Raw genomic sequence first — 21317 nt, 5'->3', positions numbered from 1 at the left:
GTGCCCGAAAACGTGCGGCGATGGTAACGGATGGGCGCACGACTGCAAGTGTCGTCATAGCAGTTGCGCTTCGGGCAGGGTCAGTGTGCGCGGGATCTGTGTGGCATCCCAGTGCGCGCTGCCCCACGCCAGCAACTCTTGCGGCGAGGCATGAGCCAGTTCGGCGCCGGGGTTTTGCCCGAGTGCGCGCAGGGCTCGCAGTAACAGCGGCGTGGCTTGATCAGCTTGCAGCGGCGGCGAGCGGTAGGACTTGCCTAGCTTGTTGCCATCTGGCTGGATGATCAGCGGCAAGTGCAGGTAACGCGGCTGACGCAGGCCGAGCAGTTCTTGCAGATAGAGTTGGCGCGGGGTCGAGTCGAGCAGGTCGGCACCGCGCACGATGTCGGTAATGCCCTGCCAGGCATCATCGAGCACTACGGCCAGTTGATAAGCGTAGAGACCGTCGCGGCGGCGGATCACGAAATCGCCGACGTCGCGGCCCAGATGCTGACGGTACTCACCCTGCACACGGTCGACGAAATGGTATTCCAGCTCCGGCACGCGCAGACGGATGGCGGCGTCTTGCTGATCGTGGCCGGCATTGCGGCACAGGCCCGGATAAATGCCGTTGTACGGCTCGAGCTGTTTGCGCGAACAGGTGCAGGCATAAGCGAGGCCGTGATTGAACAGGCTGTCGAGCACTTCGGCGTAAGCGTCGTGCCGATCGCTTTGGCGCACCATGTCGCCGTCCCATTCAAAGCCGTAACTTTCCAGCGCCTTGAGAATCGCCGCTTGCGCACCGGGTTCTTCGCGGGGCGGATCGAGATCTTCCATGCGCACCAGCCAGCGACCACCGACCGAACGGGCGTCGAGGTAAGAAGCGAGGGCGGCGACCAGCGAACCGAAGTGCAAGTGGCCACTAGGGGTTGGGGCGAAGCGGCCGATGTAGGCGGGGGATGTCTTGACAGTCATGAATGCGATAGTACTTTTTCAGCGCGTGTACACAACACCTGTGGGAGCGAGCTTGCTCGCGAAAGCGGTGTGTCATTCAGCATTAAATTGTCTGATCCGGCGCCTTCGCGAGCAAGCTCGCTCCCACAAAGGTAAAGGCAAAGGCAAAGGCAAAGGCAAGGCAAAAGGCAAAAGACAGAAACAAAAACGGAGCGTTCGCACGCTCCGTTTTTCGTTCAGGTCGAGATTACTTGCCGACCTGCTTTTCCTTGATCTCAGCCAGGTTCTTGCAGTCGACGCACATGTCGGCGGTAGGACGGGCTTCAAGGCGCTTGACGCCGATCTCGATGCCGCACGAATCGCACCAGCCGTATTCACCGTCTTCGATCAGTTGCAATGTCTTGTCGATCTTCTTGATCAGCTTGCGCTCGCGATCACGGGCACGCAGTTCAAGGGCGAACTCTTCTTCCTGACTGGCACGGTCGGCCGGGTCGGGAAAGTTGGCCGCTTCGTCCTTCATGTGATCAACAGTTCGGTCGACTTCCTGCATCAAGTCCAGTTTCCACTTGGTCAGGATCTTGGTGAAGTGCGCGCGCATGGGTTTGCCCATGTACTCTTCGTCTTTAGCCTGAACGTAAGGTTCGAAGCCACTGATCGCCGTTTGCTGCTGTTGCTTTGCTTGGGTGGGCATGAAATGGACCGCCTCTACTCTTGTAATCCATTGCGCAGGATTGCTCCATCACCGACACCTGCCGGCCCTGCGGCTGCAAGCGGGCGAACTTACCAGATCAAATCGGCCTGCGCTACTCCCGGATGTCGAGGCCCCGGCGGGTGGCGCTTGCAAATGTTTGGCAAGCCGTGTCTGGTGGTGTTGAAGACCTGTTCAATCACTGATTTTAGTCAATCCTGGAGCGTACGCTCATATCGTTACAGTCCAGCGTTCTTGAGGCTGTGACCGCTGCGGGTTCTCGCTCGTTCCGGCAGATGGGTAGAATCGTCTCTTTTTCCCTGCCGAAGGAAAACCAATGGCTCAGCCCTACAGTGCGCGCAGTCGTGCGATCGAACCGTTCCATGTGATGGCGCTGCTGGCGCGGGCCAATGAATTGCAGGCTGAAGGCCACGATGTCATCCATCTGGAGATCGGCGAGCCGGACTTCACCACTGCCGAACCGATCATCCGCGCGGGGCAGGCAGCGCTGACGGCGGGCAAGACCCGTTACACCGCCGCACGCGGCATTCCCGAGCTGCGCGAGGCCATTTCCGGGTTTTATCAATCGCGTTATGGCTTGAACATCGATCCACGGCGGATTCTGATCACGCCGGGCGGTTCTGGTGCCCTGTTGCTGGCCAGCGCTTTGCTGGTCGATCCAGGTAAACACTGGTTGCTGGCGGATCCCGGTTATCCGTGCAACCGGCACTTCCTGCGTTTGGTCGAAGGCGCGGCGCAGTTGGTACCGGTAGGTCCGGACGTACGCTATCAACTGACTCCGGATCTGGTTGAACGCCATTGGGATCACGACAGCGTTGGTGCTTTGGTCGCTTCGCCAGCCAACCCGACCGGCACCATTTTGACCCGTGATGAACTGGCCGGGTTATCCACAGCCATCAAAGCCAAGCACGGGCATTTAGTGGTGGACGAGATCTACCACGGTCTGACTTACGGCACCGATGCGGCGAGCGTGCTGGAAGTCGATGACAGCGCTTTTGTGTTGAACAGTTTCTCCAAATATTTCGGCATGACCGGCTGGCGGCTTGGCTGGCTGGTGGCGCCGGAAGCGGCCGTCAGCGAGCTGGAGAAACTGGCGCAGAACCTCTACATCAGCGCGCCGAGCATGGCGCAGTACGCGGCGTTGGCCTGTTTCGAGCCGGACACGATCGCAATACTTGAAGAGCGTCGTGCCGAATTCGGCCGACGTCGCGATTTCCTGCTACCGGCTTTGCGTGAATTGGGTTTCAACATCGCCGTCGAACCTGAAGGTGCTTTTTATCTTTACGCCGATATCAGCCAGTTCGGCGGCGATGCCTTCGCCTTTTGCCGACATTTCCTTGAAACCGAGCACGTAGCCTTCACGCCGGGGCTGGATTTTGGTCGTTATCAGGCCAGCCATCATGTGCGTTTTGCCTACACGCAAAATCTCCCTCGCTTACAGGAGGCGGTGGAGCGAATCGCCCGTGGCTTGAAGAGTTGGCAAGGCTGATGCGCTTTTATCCACCACTTGAAGAGGCGCGTCTGATCCGGCGTTACAAGCGTTTTCTCGCCGATATCGAAACCGTTGGCGGCGAGTTGCTGACCATTCACTGCCCGAACACCGGTTCGATGCTCAACTGTCAGGTCGAGGGCGGGCAAGTCTGGTTCAGCCGTTCCAATGACCCGAAGCGCAAATTGCCTGGCACTTGGGAAATCGGCGAGACACCGCAGGGCCGCTTGTTCTGCGTGAATACCGCACGGGCCAACGGTTTGGTTGAAGAGGCGTTGCAGGCTGGCGTGATCACCGAGTTGAACGGCTTTACCGCGTTGAAACGTGAAGTCGCTTACGGGCAGGAAAAGAGCCGTATCGATTTCCGCCTCGAATACCCGAGTGGCCCGGCTTACGTGGAAGTGAAAAGCGTCACCCTGGGCTTCGACGGTACAGCGGTGGCGGCGTTTCCCGATGCCGTGACCCAGCGTGGCGCCAAGCATCTGCGGGAACTGGCACATCTGGCGCGGGACGGGATCCGGGCGGTGCAGTTGTATTGCGTCAATCTCACCGGGATTGAATCGGTGCGGCCGGCGAAGGAAATCGATTCGGCCTACGCCGATGCGCTTGTTGAAGCGGTCGCTTGTGGCGTTGAGGTTTTGGCATATGGCGTGCGGCTGGACAATGAAGAGATGGTCATCGACCGGCGTCTCGACGTATTGCTCAACGGTTAAAAATCGATCCACAGGCCTTGGGCGTCTTCGCGGCAAGGGATGGCGGTGAGTGATTGTCCGGCGCAGGGGCCGGCCACGCATTCACCGTCCTCGATCAGAAACAGCGCGCCGTGGGTGGCGCACTGAATCAGGCTGTTGCTCGGGTCGAGAAACTGGTCGGGTTGCCACTCCAGCCCCACGCCCCGGTGCGGGCAGCGATTGAGATAGATATAGGCCTGACCGTTGCGGCGCACGGCGAACAGCTTTTTCCCGTCGACGTCGAAACCGCGGCTGCTGGCCTCGGCGAGTCCGGCGCCCGCGCAAAGAAACTTCATGGCTATCCTCTAGTGTCCGCTCGTGTCTGGATATGTCCGAGCTTGACGTTTAAATGCAAACAATTATCAAATGGCGGCCTTCGCCCGCAGGCGACTGGCAGAGGTCGAGGATACTTGGCCTGCCATCCTGATGCCCGGGAAAAACTTATTCAAGGAAGCTGTGTATGCGCCTGAGTACCCGCGTTGCTGTGCTGTGTGTCGGACTTTTGGTCAGCCACCAGGCTGCTGCGGCTGATTTGCCGCAACGTTGGGTCAGTGCTGGCGGTGCGCTGTCGGAGTGGGTCAGTGCCTTGGGCGGCGAGGCGAAACTGGTTGGTGTGGATACCACCAGTCAGCATCCGGAGTCGTTGAAGGCGCTGCCGAGCATTGGCTATCAGCGCAGTCTTTCGGCTGAGGGCATTCTCAGTCTGCGTCCGGACATTCTCATCGGCACTGAAGAGATGGGGCCGCCGCCGGTACTGTCGCAAGTCAAAGCGGCCAAGGTTCAGGTGGTGTTGTTCTCGGCGCAGCCGGATCTGCCGACGCTGGAGAAAAACGTCACCCACTTGGGCCAGTTGCTGGGCACCGAGCCTCAAGCTGCACAGTTGCTGAAAAGTTATCAACAGCAGCTCGATGCGCAGAAGGCACGGGTTGTTCAGGTGCAAACCAGACAAAAAGCGCCAGGCGTGCTGCTGTTGCTCGGGCATGCCGGTGGCAAACCGTTGATCGCCGGCAAAGACACCGCCGCAGATTGGCTACTGCAACAGGCCGGTGGGCATAACCTGGCAACCCATACCGGTTACAAGCCGTTCTCGGTGGAATCCCTCGCCAGCCTTGATCCCGAAGTGCTGGTATTCGCCGACCGTGCCTTGACCGGTGACGCAGCGAAAGCAGCGCTGTTCAAGGAAAACCCGATTCTCGATTCAAGTCGCGCGGCCAAGGCCGGGCGGGTGCTGGAGCTGGATCCGACCTTGTTGGTCGGTGGACTCGGGCCGCGACTGCCGGCAGCGCTGAAAACCCTGACTGACGGCTTCTACCCGGCCAAGAGCGGCCAATGACACTGGTAAAACCTCGTGCCTTGTTCATCGGTCTGACGCTCCTGTGTTTATTGGCGATCTGGCTGTCGCTGGCGTTGGGGCCGGTCAGCCTGCCGCTGTTCGATACATTGCGCGCGGCATTGCGCATGCTCGGCGTGCCGCTGGCACCGGAAGGACTCGAGCAGGCTGAACTGATCCTCGGACAGATTCGCCTGCCGCGAACGCTGCTCGGGCTGGCGGTCGGCGGTGTATTGGCGTTGTCCGGCGTGGCGATGCAAGGCTTGTTTCGCAATCCGCTGGCGGATCCGGGATTGGTCGGTGTTTCCAGCGGCGCGGCATTGGGCGCAGCGATCGCGATTGTCGGCGGTTCTTTTTTTGGCGGCCTGCCGGAGTGGTTCGGGCCGTATCTGTTGTCGGTCTGTGCGTTTCTCGGCGGGCTCGGCGTGACGGCGCTGGTCTATCGACTCGGCCGCCGTAATGGCCAGACCAATGTCGCGACCATGTTGCTCGCTGGTATTGCGCTAACGGCGCTGGCCAGTTCGGCGGTCGGGCTATTCACTTATCTGGCGGATGACGCGACGCTGCGCACGCTGACCTTCTGGAATCTCGGCAGCCTCAATGGCGCCAGTTACGCGCGGCTCTGGCCATTGCTGATCATCAGCGCCGGTGTCGCATTGTGGTTGCCGCGTCGAGCCAAAGCGCTGAATGCCTTGCTGCTCGGGGAGTCCGAGGCCGGGCATTTGGGCATCAATGTCGAGCGGCTCAAGCGTGAATTGGTGTTTTGTACGGCGCTGGGTGTTGGCGCGGCAGTGGCGGCTGCCGGAATGATCGGTTTTGTCGGGCTGGTGGTGCCGCATCTGGTGCGTTTGCTGGCGGGCCCAGACCACAAAGTCTTGCTGCCGGCATCGGTGCTGGCGGGGGCGAGCCTGTTGCTGTTGGCTGATCTGGTCGCGCGGCTGGCGTTGGCGCCGGCAGAATTGCCGATCGGTATTGTCACTGCGTTTATCGGCGCGCCGTTCTTCCTTTACCTGCTGTTGCGAGGGCGTGCCTGATGTTGCGTGCGCACAATCTGCACATCCATCGTGGTCGCAAGGCAGTGCTCAGCGATGTCACGCTGCAACTCGAACCGGGTGAGGTGCTTGGTGTGCTCGGGCCGAACGGTGCAGGTAAAAGTACCTTGCTCGGCGCGTTGTGCGGTGAGTTGACGGCGAGCGCGGGCGGGGTTTCGCTCGATGGGCAAGCGTTGAGTTACTGGACCGGTGCGCAACGCGCGCAGCGATTGGCGGTGTTGCCGCAAGTGTCGACTCTGGATTTTGCTTTCCGCGTCGAAGAGGTGGTCGGCATGGGCCGCTTGCCTTGGCAAAGCGGTCGGGTGCGCGATGACGAAATCATCGCGGCGGCGTTGGCGGCGGCGGATGCCGGGCACTTGAGCGGTCGCAGTTATCTGGCGCTGTCCGGTGGCGAGCGTCAGCGTGTGCATCTGGCGCGGGTGCTGGCGCAGCTTTGGCCGGGGCAGGCCGGGCAGACGCTGCTGTTGGATGAGCCGACGTCGATGCTTGATCCGCTGCATCAACACACAACGCTGCAGGCCGTGCGCGAGTTTGCCGATCGTGGCGCCGCGGTATTGGTGATCCTGCATGATCTGAATCTGGCGGCGCGTTATTGTGATCGCATTCTGCTGCTTGAAGGCGGTCGCCCGGTGGCGCTGGATACACCGCAGCAGGTTTTGCGACCGGACACGCTCCAAGCTGTATTCGGTCTCGAAGTGTTGGTGCAGCCGCACCCGGAGCGTGGGCATCCGCTAATCATCGCCCGCTGACTGGATCATCGAGGTGATTGCATGCGTGGGATGTGGCTGTTGGCGGTGGTGTTGCTCGCGGGGTGTCAGCATGCTGTGGCGCCACCGCCGGTCAGTGGCGAGATCCGCGATCTGCACAGCGGTGAAGTGCTGACGGCGCAGCAGCTGTTGAAGCGCTTGGTCGAGCCTGAGCGGTTGATCATCGGCGAGCAGCATGACAATGCCGATCATCATGCCGCGCAGTTGTGGGTGTTGCGCTCGCTCGGTGAGCGGCGGCCGCAAGGCAGTCTGCTACTGGAAATGCTCACGCCGGATCAGCAGCCTCGCGTTGATCAAGTGCGCCAGACGACTACGCCGCCCGCTGACCTCCCTGGCGCATTGGCCTGGCAGGATGGCTGGGACTGGAATCTCTACGGGCCGATTGTCCGCTTCGCTTTGACTCAGCCGTATCCAATGCTGGCAGCGAATCTGAATAACGCTGAAATCCGCACCTTCTATCGTGATCCGCCGGTGTTGAGAGGGGAACGCAGCGATGTGGCATCCGTGAAAGCGGTTTTGCTGGAGCAGATCAGCGATTCCCACTGTGGCCTGCTGCCCGAATCACAGATGCCGGCGATGCTCGCCGTTCAGCAACAACGTGATCGGCGTATGGCCGAGCGTCTATCCGCGGCCCCCACACCTTCAGTCTTGCTGGCCGGCGCGTGGCATGCGCGCAAGGATGTTGGCGTGCCGCTCCATGTTGTGGATTTGGGTGCCACTGAGACTCCGACAGTGTTGATGCTGGCAGAGCAGGGCGCCGAAGTGACCGTAACGATGGCCGATTACGTTTGGTACACGCCCGCCACGCCCAAGCAGGACTACTGCGAGCAGATGCGCAAACAGTTCGGTAAATGACTTTTCCACAGGCAAAAAAAGACCCGGTAAAAACCGGGTCAAATAACCGTGATTAGCCTGATGAGGAGATAATCTGAGAGTCCGAACCAAGGGCTTTTCAGAATATCGACTGATCTCGCGACCAGTTGTGATAATCATAGCGATTCTCATTACCGAGTCAACAACTGTTTTTCCGTTTCTGTGAATTCGTCTGGAAAATGGCCGGTACGTCCCGTAAACAAAGGACTTCAGCGCTAGCCTGCTGGTAACGTCATTTGCGTGATCTGCCGGTTCAACTGGCCGATCCGTCGCGCCATGCTCTCAATCAGGCTGTGGGCGATCTTTGGATTGGTGCGGGTCATGCTCAAGAATTGCTCACCGGGAATCAGCATCACCGTACTTGGCTCCCGGGCAATGACCGTGGCATTGCGCGGCTCACCGGTGAACACGGCCATGGCGCCGAAAATCTCGTCCTTGGTTACATCTCCCACCTTATGCCCGTCGACAAACGCTTCGGCATGCCCGTCGATGATCACGAATACGTGATCAGCCGCGTCCCCCTGCCTGATCAGGGTTGCACCCGCCTCGACCCGTTTGAAGCCATTGGTGCTGCGAAACTCGCGCGGTTTCAACTCCGCGACGGCATGGGCGAGGATTGCCATTTGCCCCAGCAGATACTCCAGAAACTGCTCTGCCCGACGAGCGTCGGCATACAAGTGCTGAAAAACCTCACCGCGCCGATAGGGCGTCAAACGCAATGCTCCATCACTGCACAAACGGCAATCAGCCCAGTCCTCACCCTGCTGAAGGCCGATCAAATCACCCTCCTGCCAATAGAACAGTGGTCTGGCGCCGATGTAGCCGTTGATCACGCCTTCATTCAGCAGAAACAGCTGATCAGCGGGCAGCCGCGCGAACAAGTCTTCCGTCGCTTCCAGTTCCAGAGGTGGCCCGCAAGGCGCCAAGTCGCGCAGCCACAACAAGGGCAAGCTCTGCAAACGGTTGATCAAGGCATCGGCCCAAGCCGATTGTTCCCCCAGTAAATACATGACGGTCTATGCCCGTTCAGTTCTTGTGGCGCGAGGAAATGGCATCGAGCTGTTTGTTCAGGGCGTCCTTGCGTTCGGCGGGGATGTCGTTCCAGTGCACATCCATCAGCGCGCCTTCGATCGCATACAACAACACCTTCGATGCGCGAAACCCGCGGGTACGCACGGCCCGGTAGGCATCCACTGCGCCCAGGCGACGCAAGTCCGAGGCGCTGTGGATGCCCACGGCATGCAGCCATTGCGCCGACGTCTTGCCAAGATTCTTCAGGTGTTGCAGTTCATCATTCATCAAGCCTCCTTGCGACGGCCGAATGGTGCGTGGGCGAGCTTCTCAGGAGTGTAGCCATCAGTAGGAAAAGCGTGGTTGTTTGGTCGGATTCAACGCAAACGCTTCTAAGAAAGGGAGCTTGTAAGGCTTGCGAGCGCAGAAAGGCAGGAGGAAACACATTCCAAATGTGGGAGCGAGCCTGCTCGCGAAAGCGGTATGACTTTCACGATCAGGGTGACTGACACTCCCTCTTCGCGAGCATGCTCGCTCCCACCAGGTGAGTGTTGTATCAGTGAGGGGTATGCGTATCAGCGGGTGCGATAACGCAAACGCGTGCCGAAATTCATTGACATCAGAATCTCGTCAGCGCTCAGCTCCGGCGGGAAATACGCCCCGGAAATCTGTGCGTGAGCCAGACTTGCACCTTCCAGCGATGCGTTGCGGAAATCGATGCCACGCAAATCGGCGGAACGAAAGTACGCGTCCCGGAAATCCACGCCATCGGCATTCAGTTCACGCAAATCGAGACCACGGAAATCGCCGCCGACCATGTCGATCGGGCCATCCTGTGGACGCTCTTTGTTGAAACCTTTGATGTCGTCTTTGTGCAGCAAGGCATACAGCGGGGTGTCGAGAAGTTTCGGCTGGCTCATGTCATATCACCGTTGGTTTTATGACGCCAGTATAGTGCCACTATTTGACGGCCGTGAAGCAAGCGAGGGCTTCACGGCCGAAATAGTTTCTTACAGGCCTGGCAGGCGCTGACGGATCTGCGCGACCACGGTGTCCAGCGTGCCGGATTCGTTGGTTTGCACGCGTTTGCTGCGCAGGATTTCTTCCGGCGTCAGCGGTTCACGGCTGGCCTGCTGCGCTTCGATTACGGCCAGGGTGGCGTCGGACGGATCCTTCTGGTCGGCCTGACGAATCGCCAACCAGCTCTCGATCACCGCTTGTGGCGCGTTGCAGTCGAGGATCAGGAACGGTGTGCCGGTGGCTTCGGCAATTTTTGCCGCGTTGTCGCGTTGTTCGCGTTTGAGGTAAGTCGCGTCGATGACCACCGGGAAACCGGCGTGCAGGATCACTTCCGCAATTTCATGCAGGCGCGCGTAGGTCGCGGTACTGGCGTCAGCACTATAGATACCGGCTTGCACGTCGTTGGCAACGGTTTGCTCGCCGAACAGGCGCTTGCGCTCAACGTCGGAGCGCAGGCGAATGGCGCCCAGTGCTTCGACCAGGCGCATGGCCACGTGGCTCTTGCCGACAGCGGAAACGCCGTGGGTGATCGCCATGAAACGCGACGGAATGGTGCTGTAGCTTTCCGCCAGGTTGGCGTAGTTGCGGTATTGGCGCAGGGTGGTGGCGCGCTGCACAGGGGATGCGTCTGCCGGCATGCTGAACAGTGCAACCTTGGCGCGAACCAGTGCGCGGTAGGCTTTATAGAAGTTCAGCACTTCCAGGCCTTGATAGTCGCCGGTCAGCTCCAGGTATTGGCTGATGAAACGGCGCGCCAGGGATTTCAGGCCACGGTCTTCCAGGTCCATCGCGAGGAAACCGGTGTCGGCCCAGACGTCGGTGAAGCGGAACGGTTCGTTGAACTCGATGCAGTCGAAGATCACCACTTTGCCGCTGATGACTGTGGCGTTGCCCAGGTGGATATCGCCGTGGCACTCACGGGTGAAACCTTCGGCCTTGCGCTGGGCGAACAGGGGCTTGAGACGCTCGAAGCTGCTTTCGGCCCAGGCTTTCAATGCTTCGAGTTGCAGCAGATCGTTTTTGTCGCTGAGGAACGGCAGGATCTGTTCGAAGTTTTGCGAGACCGGCGCCATCACGCTGTCCGGGGTGCCGGCATCGTGTTCGGCCGGGACTTTTGGCGCGCTGAGGTGGAAGCGCGCAATCTGCTCGGCCATCTCGTCGATGTGCTGGGTGGTCAGCTCGCCGTTGGCTTGCAGGGTGCTGAGCAAACCGCTCTGCGGGAACTGGCGCATTTTCAGCACATATTCGATCGCTGCGCCGTCGCCGCCCAGTTGCGGTGCTTCAACGCTACCGGTGACTGGCAACACTTCCAGATACAAATCATCAGTCAGACGCTGGTTCAGACGCAGCTCTTCAGCGCAGAAATGTGCACGCGAGTCGAGACCGGTGAAATCGAGAAAACCGAAGTTGACCGGTTTTTTCACTTTATAAGCGAAGGGACCGGTGAGGATCACCCACGAGATATGGGTTTCGATGACCTGAAACCCTTCGACAGGGTGCGGGTAGAGGGCCGGGTTTTGCAGGGCAGCGATCAGTGACTGGCTCACGGGCGATCCTTCAGAGACTGGGGGAAATTCGAGGCCGCCATTATGGCCGCTCGCCAGCCTGACGCAAACCTCGGAGCGCTCCTGTTGAGTATGAATAAAGTGCGTATAATCCGCCGCCATGACTCGAACTCGATCCCCCCGTACCAAGAAAAAACCACCCTCCAAGGGCCTTAGCCCATGGTTGAGCTGGGCCATTAAACTCAGTCTGGTCGGCCTTGTCGTGCTGGCCGGCTTCGCCGTTTACCTCGATGCTGTGGTGCAGGAGAAGTTCTCCGGCAAGCGCTGGACCATCCCGGCCAAGGTTTACGCGCGGCCGCTCGAGCTGTTCGTCGGACAAAAACTCAGCAAGGACGACTTCCTGACCGAGCTCGATGCCCTTGGCTATCGTCGCGAAGCCGTGAGCAATGGCCCCGGCGCCGCAGCCGTCAGTGGCAATACGGTCGATCTGAATACCCGTGGCTTCCAGTTCTATGAAGGTCTGGAAAAACCGCAGCCGGTGCGCGTGCGTTTCTCCGGCGATTATGTGGCTGAGCTGTCGGCGACCAACGGTTCGAAATTGTCCGTGGTGCGTCTTGAACCGCTGATGATCGGCGGCATTTATCCGAAAAATCTCGAAGACCGCATTCTGATCAAGCTCGATCAAGTGCCGCCGTATCTGCTCGAAACGCTGGTCGCCGTGGAAGACCGCGATTTCTACAGCCACTGGGGCGTGTCGCCGAAGTCGATTGCCCGGGCTGTCTGGGTCAACACCTCGGGCGGCAAGATGACGCAGGGCGGCAGTACGCTGACCCAGCAGTTGGTGAAAAACTTCTACCTGACCAGCGAACGCAGCCTGACCCGCAAGCTCACCGAAGCGATGATGGCGATGCTGCTCGAGCTGCATTACGACAAAAAGGAAATTCTTGAGGCCTACCTCAATGAAGTCTTTGTCGGCCAGGACGGTCAACGTGCGGTGCACGGTTTCGGTCTGGCCAGCCAGTTCTTCTTCGGTCAGCCATTGTCCGAGCTGAAACTGCATCAGGTGGCGATGCTGGTCGGCATGGTCAAAGGCCCGTCCTACTACAATCCGCGTCGCAACCCGGAGCGTGCGCTGGAGCGGCGTAACCTGGTGCTCGACGTGCTTGAGCAGCAAGGCGTGGCGACGGCCGAACAGGTCGAAGCGGCGAAGAAAATGCCACTGGGTGTGACCACGCGCGGCAAGCTCGCCGACAGTTCGTTCCCGGGCTTTATCGATCTGGTTAAACGTCAGTTGCGTGAAGACTACCGCGACGAAGACTTGACCGAAGAAGGCCTGCGCATCTTCACCAGTTTCGACCCGATCCTGCAGATGAAAGCAGAAGCCTCGGTCAACGACACTTTTAAACGTCTGGCCGGGCGCAAGGGCTCCGATGACGTAGAAGCGGCGATGGTCGTGACCAACCCGGAAACCGGTGAAGTGCAGGCGATGATCGGCAGCCGTCAGGCCAGTTATGCCGGTTTCAACCGCGCACTGGACGCGGTGCGGCCGATCGGTTCGTTGATCAAACCGGCGGTTTATCTGACCGCGCTGGAAAAACCGAGCCAGTACACACTGACCAGTTGGCTGTCGGATGATCCGTTGTCGGTCAAAGGCGCGAACGGTCAGGTGTGGAAACCGCAGAATTATGATCGCCGCTCCCACGGTACCGTGTTCCTCTATCAAGGCCTGGCGCATTCCTACAACCTGTCGACCTCGCGTCTGGGTCTGGAAGTCGGCGTGCCTAACGTGCTCAAGACCTTGGGTCGTCTGGGCGTGACGCGTGAGTTCCCGGCATTCCCATCGATGTTGCTGGGCGCCGGCGGCATGACCCCGATCGAAGTCGCGACCATGTACCAGACGCTGGCTAACGGTGGTTTCAATACGCCGATGCGCGGGATTCGCAGCGTGCTGACCGCCGAGGGCGAGCCGCTCAAACGTTATCCGTTCCAGATCGAGCAGCGTTTCGATCCGGCGTCCATCTATCTGATCCAGAACGCCATGCAGCGCGTGATGCGTGAAGGTACCGGCAGCTCGGTTTATAACGTGTTGCCCAAGACCCTGACGCTGGCCGGCAAAACCGGTACCAGTAACGATTCCCGTGACAGCTGGTTCGCCGGTTTCAGTCAGGACTTGCTGGCAGTGGTCTGGCTGGGCCGCGATGACAATGGCAAGACGCCGTTCACCGGTGCCACCGGTGCGCTGCAGGTCTGGACCAGTTTCATGCGCAAGGCCGATCCGCTGCCGCTGGACATGCCGCAGCCGGACAACGTCGTGCAGGCATGGGTCGATTCGCGTACCGGGCAGGGCTCCGATGCCAACTGCCCGGGAGCGGTGCAGATGCCGTATATTCGCGGCAGCGAACCGCCACCCGGCGCCGCGTGTGCGGGCGAAACGCCTGCTTCCGGCGAGTCGGTGATGGATTGGGTCAAGGGCTGGATGAATTAAGCAAAGAGGGTTTCAAGTGAACAAGTGGTTGATTCCAGCGGTGACCGCCGTGGCTTTGCTCAGCGGCTGCTCTACCGTACAGCGTGGTTCGATCCCGGTGGTTGACTCCGGAACTGCGGTGTCCAACAGCGAACGTATGTCGGCCAATGGCGGTTTCCGTCAAACGACGGTCAAGCGTCCTGCGCAGGGCCAGACTCAGGCGATCCCGCAAGGTGATACTGGCGTGGTGGTGATGGTGCCGGGTGGCGGCGCTGCCGTTTCGACTCCGATCAGCTCTTCTCCAATCGTGCCGGGTCCGGCATCCGGTGGTATCACGTCGGGACCGTATAATCCTTCTTCGGTTGAATCGGCGCCGATCAATTCCGGCAGCTACAGCATGCCGTCGACGCCGAGCGGCATTCCTTCGGCCAGCAGTGGCGGTGGTCTGTCGGCCGACGAGCAACTGGACGGTCCGGTGCTTGCCTTGCTGACGACGGCTCAACAACAGCAGGCCGGTGGCGACCTCAATGGTGCGTCGTCCAGCCTGGAGCGTGCCCAGCGTGTCGCTCCGCGTGAGCCGCAGGTGCTTTACCGTCTGGCGCAGGTGCGCATGGCCCAAGGTGATGCGCCGCAAGCCGAACAGTTCGCCCGTCGTGCGCTGACCATGGCTAGCGGTCGCCCGGACCTGCAAGCCAGCCTGTGGGAAATCATTGCCCAGTCCCGTGAGAAACAAGGCGATTCCGCCGGCGCCGCGCAGGCCCGTCAGAAGGCCAAGGTTTCGCTGTGATGGATGCTCGTTTCCCGAAAATCGCCGATCAGCTGTTGCTGATCGAGCGTGAACTGCGCACTCAGGGTTGGTGGGACGACGTTCAGCCGTCGGCCGAAGCGTTGAGCAGTGTCGAGCCGTTTTCGGTCGATACGCTGGACTTCGAGCAGTGGCTGCAATGGATCTTCCTGCCGCGCATGAAGATGATCCTTGAACAGGATCTGCCGTTGCCGAATGCTTCGGGCATTCAGGAAATGGCAGAAATGGTCTTCGCCCAGCGCAATGTGGGCGGCAAGGATCGTCAGCTACAGGTGCTACTCAAAGAGTTTGACCTGCTGATCACTGCCTCGCGCTAGTAGCGATTCTGTGTAGGAGCTGCCGCAGGCTGCGATCTTTTGATCTTTAAAGTCAAAAGAGCGCAGCCTCGTTTCACTCGACAGCTCCTGCAGTCCTGCAGATGCCTATTGGCAATTCTCGGCTATCTGTTTCTGAGCCTCGACAATGCGCTCCTTCCGCTGCGCATCATCCAGCCTTCGCAACTGTCCCTCCACTTCCTCCCTCAATCGCGGATTGTTCTGCAATTGCGCAAGGTTCGTCCGTGCCTGCTCACAAAACTGTTTGAGCTGCGCCTGCTGATCCGCCACCTGTTTCTTCACCTTGTCATCGATAGCCTTCTGATCACCGAGCGGTCCACTGCCGGGGATTGCCGCAGGTTTCGGCGGAGGCGAGGAGGGTGTCTGCAAGGTCGTCGACGGCCGGCCCGGTGGCGGCTGCGCATCAAAGTGCGTGACACCTTGAGCATCGACCCATTTGTAGATTTGAGCGGCCATGCACCATGGGCTGAGGCCGATCAGCAGAGTAAGGAGGAGCGTTCGCATGCTGATTCCTTGGCAAAATTGCGCAATTGACACTAACAGAGTAGCGGTTTTCAGGTTTTTTCTTGCGTTCTCATGTGCTTACCCACAATTAACCACACAGACGACTTGACTTGGAGAGGGCGAAACAGAAGAATCCAAAGTCCGCTGTAGAGGGACTGCCAGAAGCAGACCCACTCGGTAGATCATGAGGCGCACATCCGCGCCGACCTGTTACACCCGCAACGCGTTACCTCGCGCTGGGTGGGAAAGGCCCGCAACACTTGGGACGATCCCAATACTTGCTCAGTCAGTGCTGACGTAGTCGGCGACCACCGTCGCTCATGCTCTGCCGAGAAGTAAACCTATTAAGACCCGCCCCTTTTTTGTGGACGGTATTCTGGCGTTTTAGAGGTGAACAACGTGGAGCTTTTATCTGGCGGTGAGATGCTCGTCCGCTTTTTGCGTGACGAAGGCGTCAAATATATCTACGGGTACCCGGGTGGTGCTCTCCTGCATGTTTACGATGCCCTGTTCAAAGAACCGGAAGTGACTCACATTCTGGTTCGTCACGAACAAGCGGCAACCCATATGGCTGACGGTTATGCCCGTGCCACCGGTAAAGCCGGCGTGGTATTGGTGACGTCCGGTCCTGGCGCCACAAACGCCATTACCGGGATCGCGACCGCCTATATGGACTCGATTCCAATGGTGATCATTTCCGGTCAGGTGCCAAGCACCATGGTCGGCACCGACGCGTTCCAGGAAACCGACATGATCGGTATCTCCCGGCCGATCGTGAAGCACAGCTTCATGATCAAGCACGCTTCGGAAATCCCGGAAGTCATGAAGAAGGCCTTCTACCTGGCGCAATCCGGTCGTCCGGGCCCGGTCGTGGTCGATATCCCGAAAGACATGACCAACCCGGCCGAGAAGTTCGAATACATCTTCCCGAAGAAAGCCAAGCTGCGTTCCTACAGCCCGGCCGTTCGCGGTCACTCCGGGCAAATCCGCAAGGCAGCAGAAATGCTCCTGGCGGCCAAGCGTCCGGTCATGTACTCCGGTGGCGGCGTGATCCTCGGCAACGGTTCGGCACCGCTGACTGAACTGGCGAAAATGCTCAACCTGCCAGTGACCAACACCTTGATGGGCCTGGGTGGTTTCCCAGGCACTGATCGTCAGTTCATCGGCATGCTCGGCATGCACGGCAGCTACACCGCCAACCTGGCGATGCACCACGCTGACGTGATCCTCGCGGTCGGCGCGCGTTTCGACGATCGCGTGATCAACGGCGCGGCGAAGTTCTGCCCGAACGCCAAGATCATCCACATCGACATCGACCCGGCTTCGATTTCCAAGACCATCAAGGCTGACGTGCCAATCGTTGGCCCGGTGGAGAGCGTCCTGACCGAAATGGTCGCGATTCTCAAGGAAATCGGCGAGACCCCGAACAAGGAGTCCGTGGCCAGTTGGTGGAAGCAGGTTGATGAGTGGCGCGGTGATCGCGGCCTGTTCCCTTACGAAAAGGGCGACGGCAGCCTGATCAAGCCGCAGACCGTGATCGAAACCCTCTGCGAAGTGACCAAGGGCGATGCCTTCATCACTTCCGACGTGGGCCAGCACCAGATGTTCGCTGCGCAGTACTACACGTTCAACAAGCCGAATCGCTGGATCAACTCCGGTGGTCTGGGCACCATGGGCTTCGGTTTTCCGGCGGCCATGGGTATCAAGTTGAGCTTCCCGGATGACGACGTTGCCTGCGTCACCGGCGAAGGCAGTATCCAGATGAACATCCAGGAACTGTCGACCTGCCTGCAATATGGCTTGCCAGTGAAAATCGTCATCCTGAACAACGGTGTTCTGGGGATGGTTCGTCAGTGGCAGGACATGAGCTACGGCAGCCGTCACTCGCACTCCTACATGGAATCGCTGCCTGACTTCGTCAAGCTGGCTGAAGCCTATGGCCACGTCGGCGTACGCATCACCGAATCGAAAGATTTGAAGTCGAAGATGGCAGAAGCGTTCGCCATGAAGGATCGCCTGGTGGTGATCGATATTTCGGTCGATACCAGCGAGCACGTCTATCCGATGCAGATCAAAGACGGCTCGATGCGCGATATGTGGCTGAGCAAGACGGAGCGTACTTAATCATGCGGCACATTATTTCCTTGCTTCTGGAAAACGAACCCGGCGCTTTGTCTCGCGTAGTCGGCCTGTTCTCGCAGCGCAACTACAACATTGAAAGCCTGACTGTGGCCCCGACCGAAGACCCGACCCTGTCGCGTCTGACGCTGACCACCGTTGGCCACGATGAAGTCATCGAGCAGATCACCAAAAACCTGAACAAGCTGATCGAAGTGGTCAAGCTGGTGGACCTGTCGGAAAGTGCTCACATCGAGCGCGAACTGATGCTGGTCAAGGTCAAGGCCACTGGCGCCCAGCGCGCCGAGATCAAACGCACCACCGATATTTACCGTGGACAGATCGTTGATGTCAGTGCCAGCGTGTATACCGTTCAACTGACCGGTACCAGCGACAAGCTCGACAGCTTCATTCAGTCCATCGGCACCGCATCGATTCTGGAAACCGTCCGCAGCGGCGTGACCGGCATTGCCCGCGGCGACAAAGTACTCAGCATCTAAACCAAATTAGCGAATGGCCTGAACGGCCTGGATATAAAGGGGAAATTCATGAAAGTTTTCTACGATAAAGACTGCGACCTGTCGATCATCCAGGGCAAGAAAGTTGCCATCATCGGTTACGGTTCCCAGGGCCACGCCCAGGCGTGCAACCTTAAAGACTCCGGTGTCGACGTTACCGTTGGTCTGCGTAAAGGTTCGGCCACCGTTGCCAAAGCTGAAGCTCACGGCCTGAAAGTGACCGACGTTGCTTCCGCTGTTGCGGCGGCCGATCTGGTCATGATCCTGACCCCGGACGAATTCCAGTCTTCCCTGTACAAGAACGAAATCGAGCCGAACATCAAGAAAGGCGCCACCCTGGCCTTCTCCCACGGCTTCGCGATCCACTACAACCAGGTTGTGCCGCGTGCCGACCTCGACGTGATCATGATCGCGCCGAAAGCTCCGGGTCACACCGTACGTTCCGAGTTCGTGAAAGGCGGCGGTATTCCTGACCTGATCGCGATCTACCAGGACGCCTCGGGCAACGCCAAAAACGTTGCACTGTCCTACGCTGCCGGTGTTGGCGGCGGCCGTACCGGCATCATCGAAACCACTTTCAAGGACGAGACTGAAACCGACCTGTTCGGCGAACAAGCCGTTCTGTGCGGCGGTACCGTTGAGCTGGTCAAAGCCGGTTTCGAAACTCTGGTTGAAGCTGGCTACGCGCCGGAAATGGCCTACTTCGAGTGCCTGCACGAACTGAAACTGATCGTTGACCTCATGTACGAAGGCGGTATCGCCAACATGAACTACTCGATCTCCAACAACGCTGAGTACGGCGAGTACGTGACCGGTCCGGAAGTGATCAACGCCGAATCCCGTCAGGCTATGCGCAACGCCCTGAAACGTATTCAGGACGGCGAATACGCCAAAATGTTCATCAGCGAAGGCGCAACCGGCTACCCTTCGATGACCGCCAAGCGTCGTAACAACGCCGCTCACGGTATCGAAGTCATCGGCGAGCAACTGCGCTCCATGATGCCGTGGATCGGTGCCAACAAGATCGTCGACAAAGCCAAAAACTAAGTCGTCGTTCCTTGTACGAAAAACGCGGCCTCGGCCGCGTTTTTTCGTTTGGGCCGGTGGTTCTGGTATAAAGCTGCAGCGTTTGTGGCCGAACTGTCGTCCTCAAGCATCTGTCGAATTTTCTCCAAACCGTTGCAAGGTAATGTCCATGAGCGAACGTCCCGAAGAGCCGAACAAGGCTTCCGACGCCGAAAGCCTGCTGCCCATCGATGAACACATCGAGGAAGGGCACGACGCAGAAGGTCGTAAAGTCCGGCATCGTGGTATCTATCTGCTGCCGAATCTGTTCACCACTGCGAACCTGTTCGCAGGGTTTTACTCCATTATCAACTCGATGAGCGCCCAGGCTGCGCTGAGCGCCGGTGATTCGGTGAACGCGAGCAAGTATTTTGCTTTCGCCGCGATCGCGATTTTCGTTGCCATGGTCCTCGACGGCCTCGACGGTCGTGTAGCGCGCATGACCAATACGCAAAGTGCCTTCGGTGCCGAGTACGACTCGCTGTCGGACATGGTCGCTTTCGGTGTTGCACCGGCGCTGCTGGCCTTTGGTTGGGCGTTAGGCGATATGGGCAAGGTCGGCTGGATGGTTGCCTTCATCTATGTAGCGGGCGCGGCGTTGCGTCTGGCGCGTTTCAACACGCAGGTCGGCACGGCTGACAAGCGCTACTTCATCGGACTGGCCAGTCCGGCAGCTGCCGGTGTGGTCGCGGGGATTGTCTGGGCGTTCAGCGATTACGGCATTCAGGGTTCGAAGATGTCGTTCCTGGTTGCGTTGATGGTGGCGGCCGCCGGCATGCTGATGGTCAGCAACATCAAGTACAACAGCTTTAAGGAGCTGGATCTGAAGGGGCGCGTACCGTTCGTGGCGATCCTTGCTGTCGTGCTGGTGTTTGCCGTGGTATTCAGCGATCCACCGCGCATTCTGCTGCTGGTGTTCCTTGCTTACGCGGCGTCCGGCCCGGTTCAGTACCTGTTGCATCTTCGTCGGCACAAAAAAGCCGAGTGATGTAATTTCCCGCATACTCCGCAGTCTATGGGTGCATCAGTCCTCCAAAGCTGCGGAGTTGCCATGTTGATCAAAGTCCCCAAAGCGTCCGACTGCCACGAGTCGGATGTCACGCCTGAATCCATTTATCTCTCTCGCCGCCAATTATTGGGGGCCACTGCTGCCGGTATCGCCGTCAGCAGCCTGCCGCGCTGGGCCAATGCCGACGATGCGGCGCGGTATGCCGATGTCGAGCCGGGCAAGGCTCCCGCATGGTTCGCTGAGAAACTTCCTTCTACTAAATGGGGCGCCGTCAACGTCAAGGATGAGGCGATCACGCCTTTTAAGGACGCCACTCACTACAACAACTTCTATGAGTTCGGAACCAACAAGGGCGATCCGGCGACGAATGCCGGCTCGTTGAAAACCGAACCGTGGAGTGTGGTGATAGACGGGGAGGTGGCTAAGCCGGGGCGATATGCGCTGGAAGACTTCATGAAACCGTACCAATTGGAAGAGCGCATCTACCGTTTGCGCTGTGTCGAGGCATGGTCGATGGTTATTCCGTGGGTTGGCTTTCCGATCTCGGCGCTGCTCAAGCAAGTCGAGCCGACGTCCAATGCCAAATACATCCGCTTTGAAACTCTGCAGGATCCGAAAACCATGCCGGGGCAGCGATCTGGTTTTGCCTTGATCGATTGGCCATATGTAGAAGGCCTGCGTCTGGATGAGGCAATGAATCCTTTGGCGATTCTGGCGGTGGGCATGTATGGCCGTGAATTGCCGAATCAGAATGGCGCGCCACTGCGTTTGGTGGTGCCGTGGAAGTATGGTTTCAAGAGCGTCAAATCCATCGTGCGTATCAGTCTGGTCAGCGAACAGCCGAAGACGACCTGGCAGAGCATTGCGGCAGATGAATACGGTTTCTACGCGAATGTGAACCCGACGGTTGATCACCCGCGTTGGACGCAGGCGCGGGAGCGGCGTCTGCCGAACAGTCTGTTCAAGCCGAATGTTCGTGATACGCAAATGTTCAACGGCTACTCGGATGAAGTCGCTTCTTTATATACAGGGCTCGATCTGCGGAAGAACTACTGATGCGATTCCCTTACTGGCGTATAAGC

Annotated in this window: 23 protein-coding genes (1 of these 23 only partly in view); 15 read left to right on the top strand and 8 right to left on the bottom strand. The window is 59.0% G+C overall.

Annotated elements, in window-relative coordinates; genetic code table 11:
• Window positions 1–54: 54 nt before the first annotated feature.
• The gene (gene gluQRS / locus ACRRSD_RS10795; RefSeq protein ID WP_435038048.1) at window positions 55–951 is read right to left on the bottom strand and encodes a tRNA glutamyl-Q(34) synthetase GluQRS; all 897 of its coding nucleotides are present in this window, start codon (window positions 949–951) and stop codon (window positions 55–57) included.
• A gap of 226 nt (window positions 952–1177) precedes the next feature.
• On the bottom strand, window positions 1178–1621 hold the full coding sequence (gene dksA, locus ACRRSD_RS10790) for an RNA polymerase-binding protein DksA (protein ID WP_007909922.1): 444 nt from the start codon (window positions 1619–1621) through the stop codon (window positions 1178–1180).
• Window positions 1622–1955: 334 nt separating this feature from the next.
• Between dksA and ACRRSD_RS10785 the strand changes: the two genes are divergently transcribed.
• Both ACRRSD_RS10785 and sfsA read left to right on the top strand, forming a co-directional pair.
• Window positions 1956–3128, top strand: a complete 1173-nt coding sequence (locus ACRRSD_RS10785) for a pyridoxal phosphate-dependent aminotransferase (protein WP_435038047.1) — start codon at window positions 1956–1958, stop codon at window positions 3126–3128.
• On the top strand, window positions 3128–3841 hold the full coding sequence (gene sfsA / locus ACRRSD_RS10780) for a DNA/RNA nuclease SfsA (RefSeq protein ID WP_435038046.1): 714 nt from the start codon (window positions 3128–3130) through the stop codon (window positions 3839–3841). Before ACRRSD_RS10785 ends, sfsA begins: the two co-directional genes overlap by 1 nt.
• Here the strand turns inward: sfsA and ACRRSD_RS10775 are convergent.
• Window positions 3838–4155 (bottom strand): Rieske (2Fe-2S) protein, encoded by a 318-nt coding sequence (locus ACRRSD_RS10775; protein ID WP_435038045.1) that lies wholly within the window; start codon window positions 4153–4155, stop codon window positions 3838–3840. The two genes, sfsA and ACRRSD_RS10775, sit on opposite strands and share 4 nt — an antisense overlap.
• Window positions 4156–4319: 164 nt before the next feature.
• On the opposite strand from ACRRSD_RS10775, the gene ACRRSD_RS10770 reads away from it, so the two are divergent.
• Genes ACRRSD_RS10770 through ACRRSD_RS10755 form a run of 4 tightly spaced genes read left to right on the top strand, consistent with a single transcriptional unit; the run spans window position 4320 to window position 7863 of the window.
• Window positions 4320–5192: a heme/hemin ABC transporter substrate-binding protein gene (locus ACRRSD_RS10770; RefSeq protein WP_435038044.1), complete on the top strand. Its 873-nt coding sequence runs from the start codon at window positions 4320–4322 to the stop codon at window positions 5190–5192.
• Complete coding sequence (locus ACRRSD_RS10765; RefSeq protein ID WP_435038043.1) at window positions 5189–6223, top strand: FecCD family ABC transporter permease; 1035 nt, start codon at window positions 5189–5191, stop codon at window positions 6221–6223. The genes ACRRSD_RS10770 and ACRRSD_RS10765 overlap by 4 nt, the downstream gene beginning before the upstream one ends.
• Window positions 6223–6990: a heme ABC transporter ATP-binding protein gene (locus tag ACRRSD_RS10760; RefSeq protein ID WP_435038042.1), complete on the top strand. Its 768-nt coding sequence runs from the start codon at window positions 6223–6225 to the stop codon at window positions 6988–6990. The genes ACRRSD_RS10765 and ACRRSD_RS10760 overlap by 1 nt, the downstream gene beginning before the upstream one ends.
• 21 nt (window positions 6991–7011) lie before the next feature.
• Window positions 7012–7863, top strand: coding sequence for a ChaN family lipoprotein (locus tag ACRRSD_RS10755; protein WP_435038041.1), 852 nt, complete (start codon window positions 7012–7014; stop codon window positions 7861–7863).
• Between the two features lie 233 nt (window positions 7864–8096).
• Here the strand turns inward: ACRRSD_RS10755 and ACRRSD_RS10750 are convergent, their stop codons facing one another.
• From ACRRSD_RS10750 to ACRRSD_RS10735, 4 genes are all read right to left on the bottom strand, one after another.
• Window positions 8097–8891 carry a Crp/Fnr family transcriptional regulator gene (locus ACRRSD_RS10750; protein ID WP_435038040.1) on the bottom strand — a complete coding sequence of 265 codons (795 nt, stop codon included), beginning with the start codon at window positions 8889–8891 and terminating at the stop codon, window positions 8097–8099.
• 16 nt (window positions 8892–8907) lie between these two features.
• Entirely contained in the window at window positions 8908–9180 is a 273-nt protein-coding gene (locus ACRRSD_RS10745) for a TfoX/Sxy family protein (RefSeq protein WP_064392505.1), read from the bottom strand.
• A gap of 287 nt (window positions 9181–9467) precedes the next feature.
• Window positions 9468–9812: a pentapeptide repeat-containing protein gene (locus ACRRSD_RS10740; protein WP_435038039.1), complete on the bottom strand. Its 345-nt coding sequence runs from the start codon at window positions 9810–9812 to the stop codon at window positions 9468–9470.
• 90 nt (window positions 9813–9902) lie between these two features.
• Window positions 9903–11459, bottom strand: a complete 1557-nt coding sequence (locus ACRRSD_RS10735) for an AAA family ATPase (RefSeq protein WP_435038038.1) — start codon at window positions 11457–11459, stop codon at window positions 9903–9905.
• Between the two features lie 118 nt (window positions 11460–11577).
• Between ACRRSD_RS10735 and mrcB the strand changes: the two genes are divergently transcribed.
• The 3 genes from mrcB to ACRRSD_RS10720 are packed head-to-tail and all read left to right on the top strand — an operon-like array spanning window position 11578 to window position 15003.
• Window positions 11578–13902, top strand: a complete 2325-nt coding sequence (mrcB, locus tag ACRRSD_RS10730) for a penicillin-binding protein 1B (protein WP_435038037.1) — start codon at window positions 11578–11580, stop codon at window positions 13900–13902.
• Window positions 13903–13918: 16 nt separating this feature from the next.
• Window positions 13919–14668 (top strand): hypothetical protein, encoded by a 750-nt coding sequence (locus ACRRSD_RS10725; protein ID WP_435038036.1) that lies wholly within the window; start codon window positions 13919–13921, stop codon window positions 14666–14668.
• Window positions 14668–15003 (top strand): YqcC family protein, encoded by a 336-nt coding sequence (locus ACRRSD_RS10720; protein WP_102900488.1) that lies wholly within the window; start codon window positions 14668–14670, stop codon window positions 15001–15003. Before ACRRSD_RS10725 ends, ACRRSD_RS10720 begins: the two co-directional genes overlap by 1 nt.
• Window positions 15004–15108: 105 nt before the next feature.
• On the opposite strand, the gene ACRRSD_RS10715 is transcribed toward ACRRSD_RS10720, so the two are convergent.
• Entirely contained in the window at window positions 15109–15525 is a 417-nt protein-coding gene (locus ACRRSD_RS10715; protein WP_435038035.1) for a DUF4124 domain-containing protein, read from the bottom strand.
• A 399-nt stretch (window positions 15526–15924) separates the two neighbouring features.
• Here ACRRSD_RS10715 and ACRRSD_RS10710 point away from each other — a divergent pair, with 399 nt between their 5' ends.
• The 6 genes from ACRRSD_RS10710 to msrQ all read left to right on the top strand — a co-directional run.
• The gene (locus ACRRSD_RS10710) at window positions 15925–17649 is read left to right on the top strand and encodes an acetolactate synthase 3 large subunit (protein ID WP_093434972.1); all 1725 of its coding nucleotides are present in this window, start codon (window positions 15925–15927) and stop codon (window positions 17647–17649) included.
• A gap of 2 nt (window positions 17650–17651) precedes the next feature.
• A complete protein-coding gene (ilvN, locus tag ACRRSD_RS10705; protein WP_003176102.1) occupies window positions 17652–18143 on the top strand; it encodes an acetolactate synthase small subunit in 492 nt (163 codons plus the stop codon).
• A 48-nt stretch (window positions 18144–18191) separates the two neighbouring features.
• Window positions 18192–19208: a ketol-acid reductoisomerase gene (gene ilvC, locus ACRRSD_RS10700; RefSeq protein ID WP_007909969.1), complete on the top strand. Its 1017-nt coding sequence runs from the start codon at window positions 18192–18194 to the stop codon at window positions 19206–19208.
• A 148-nt stretch (window positions 19209–19356) separates the two neighbouring features.
• On the top strand, window positions 19357–20214 hold the full coding sequence (gene pssA / locus ACRRSD_RS10695) for a CDP-diacylglycerol--serine O-phosphatidyltransferase (protein ID WP_053123855.1): 858 nt from the start codon (window positions 19357–19359) through the stop codon (window positions 20212–20214).
• Window positions 20215–20277: 63 nt separating this feature from the next.
• The gene (msrP, locus tag ACRRSD_RS10690) at window positions 20278–21291 is read left to right on the top strand and encodes a protein-methionine-sulfoxide reductase catalytic subunit MsrP (RefSeq protein ID WP_435038034.1); all 1014 of its coding nucleotides are present in this window, start codon (window positions 20278–20280) and stop codon (window positions 21289–21291) included.
• On the top strand, window positions 21291–21317 hold the start of the coding sequence (gene msrQ / locus ACRRSD_RS10685; RefSeq protein WP_435038033.1) for a protein-methionine-sulfoxide reductase heme-binding subunit MsrQ. It continues 597 nt past the right edge of the window; the window shows 27 of its 624 coding nt (coding positions 1–27); its start codon is at window positions 21291–21293; its stop codon lies beyond the right edge, outside the window. Before msrP ends, msrQ begins: the two co-directional genes overlap by 1 nt.

This window comes from Pseudomonas neuropathica (assembly GCF_051174785.1).
Lineage (GTDB): Bacteria > Pseudomonadota > Gammaproteobacteria > Pseudomonadales > Pseudomonadaceae > Aquipseudomonas > Aquipseudomonas neuropathica_A.
The sequence above is the reverse complement of the archived record's forward strand: the minus strand, read 5'-3'. Positions and strand labels throughout refer to the sequence as shown.

Bases quoted from the DNA above. Each gene is read 5' to 3' on its own strand.
- gluQRS (WP_435038048.1), bottom strand. From the start codon at position 951: ATGACTGTCAAGACATCCCCCGCCTACATCGGCCGCTTCGCCCCAACC.
- mrcB (WP_435038037.1), top strand. From the start codon at position 11,578: ATGACTCGAACTCGATCCCCCCGTACCAAGAAAAAACCACCCTCCAAG.
- ACRRSD_RS10770 (WP_435038044.1), top strand. From the start codon at position 4,320: ATGCGCCTGAGTACCCGCGTTGCTGTGCTGTGTGTCGGACTTTTGGTC.
- msrP (WP_435038034.1), top strand. From the start codon at position 20,278: ATGTTGATCAAAGTCCCCAAAGCGTCCGACTGCCACGAGTCGGATGTC.
- ACRRSD_RS10755 (WP_435038041.1), top strand. From the start codon at position 7,012: ATGCGTGGGATGTGGCTGTTGGCGGTGGTGTTGCTCGCGGGGTGTCAG.
- ACRRSD_RS10765 (WP_435038043.1), top strand. From the start codon at position 5,189: ATGACACTGGTAAAACCTCGTGCCTTGTTCATCGGTCTGACGCTCCTG.
- ilvN (WP_003176102.1), top strand. From the start codon at position 17,652: ATGCGGCACATTATTTCCTTGCTTCTGGAAAACGAACCCGGCGCTTTG.
- ACRRSD_RS10740 (WP_435038039.1), bottom strand. From the start codon at position 9,812: ATGAGCCAGCCGAAACTTCTCGACACCCCGCTGTATGCCTTGCTGCAC.
- ACRRSD_RS10720 (WP_102900488.1), top strand. From the start codon at position 14,668: ATGGATGCTCGTTTCCCGAAAATCGCCGATCAGCTGTTGCTGATCGAG.
- ilvC (WP_007909969.1), top strand. From the start codon at position 18,192: ATGAAAGTTTTCTACGATAAAGACTGCGACCTGTCGATCATCCAGGGC.
- ACRRSD_RS10745 (WP_064392505.1), bottom strand. From the start codon at position 9,180: ATGAATGATGAACTGCAACACCTGAAGAATCTTGGCAAGACGTCGGCG.
- ACRRSD_RS10785 (WP_435038047.1), top strand. From the start codon at position 1,956: ATGGCTCAGCCCTACAGTGCGCGCAGTCGTGCGATCGAACCGTTCCAT.
- ACRRSD_RS10715 (WP_435038035.1), bottom strand. From the start codon at position 15,525: ATGCGAACGCTCCTCCTTACTCTGCTGATCGGCCTCAGCCCATGGTGC.
- ACRRSD_RS10760 (WP_435038042.1), top strand. From the start codon at position 6,223: ATGTTGCGTGCGCACAATCTGCACATCCATCGTGGTCGCAAGGCAGTG.
- sfsA (WP_435038046.1), top strand. From the start codon at position 3,128: ATGCGCTTTTATCCACCACTTGAAGAGGCGCGTCTGATCCGGCGTTAC.
- pssA (WP_053123855.1), top strand. From the start codon at position 19,357: ATGAGCGAACGTCCCGAAGAGCCGAACAAGGCTTCCGACGCCGAAAGC.
- dksA (WP_007909922.1), bottom strand. From the start codon at position 1,621: ATGCCCACCCAAGCAAAGCAACAGCAGCAAACGGCGATCAGTGGCTTC.
- ACRRSD_RS10775 (WP_435038045.1), bottom strand. From the start codon at position 4,155: ATGAAGTTTCTTTGCGCGGGCGCCGGACTCGCCGAGGCCAGCAGCCGC.
- ACRRSD_RS10750 (WP_435038040.1), bottom strand. From the start codon at position 8,891: ATGTATTTACTGGGGGAACAATCGGCTTGGGCCGATGCCTTGATCAAC.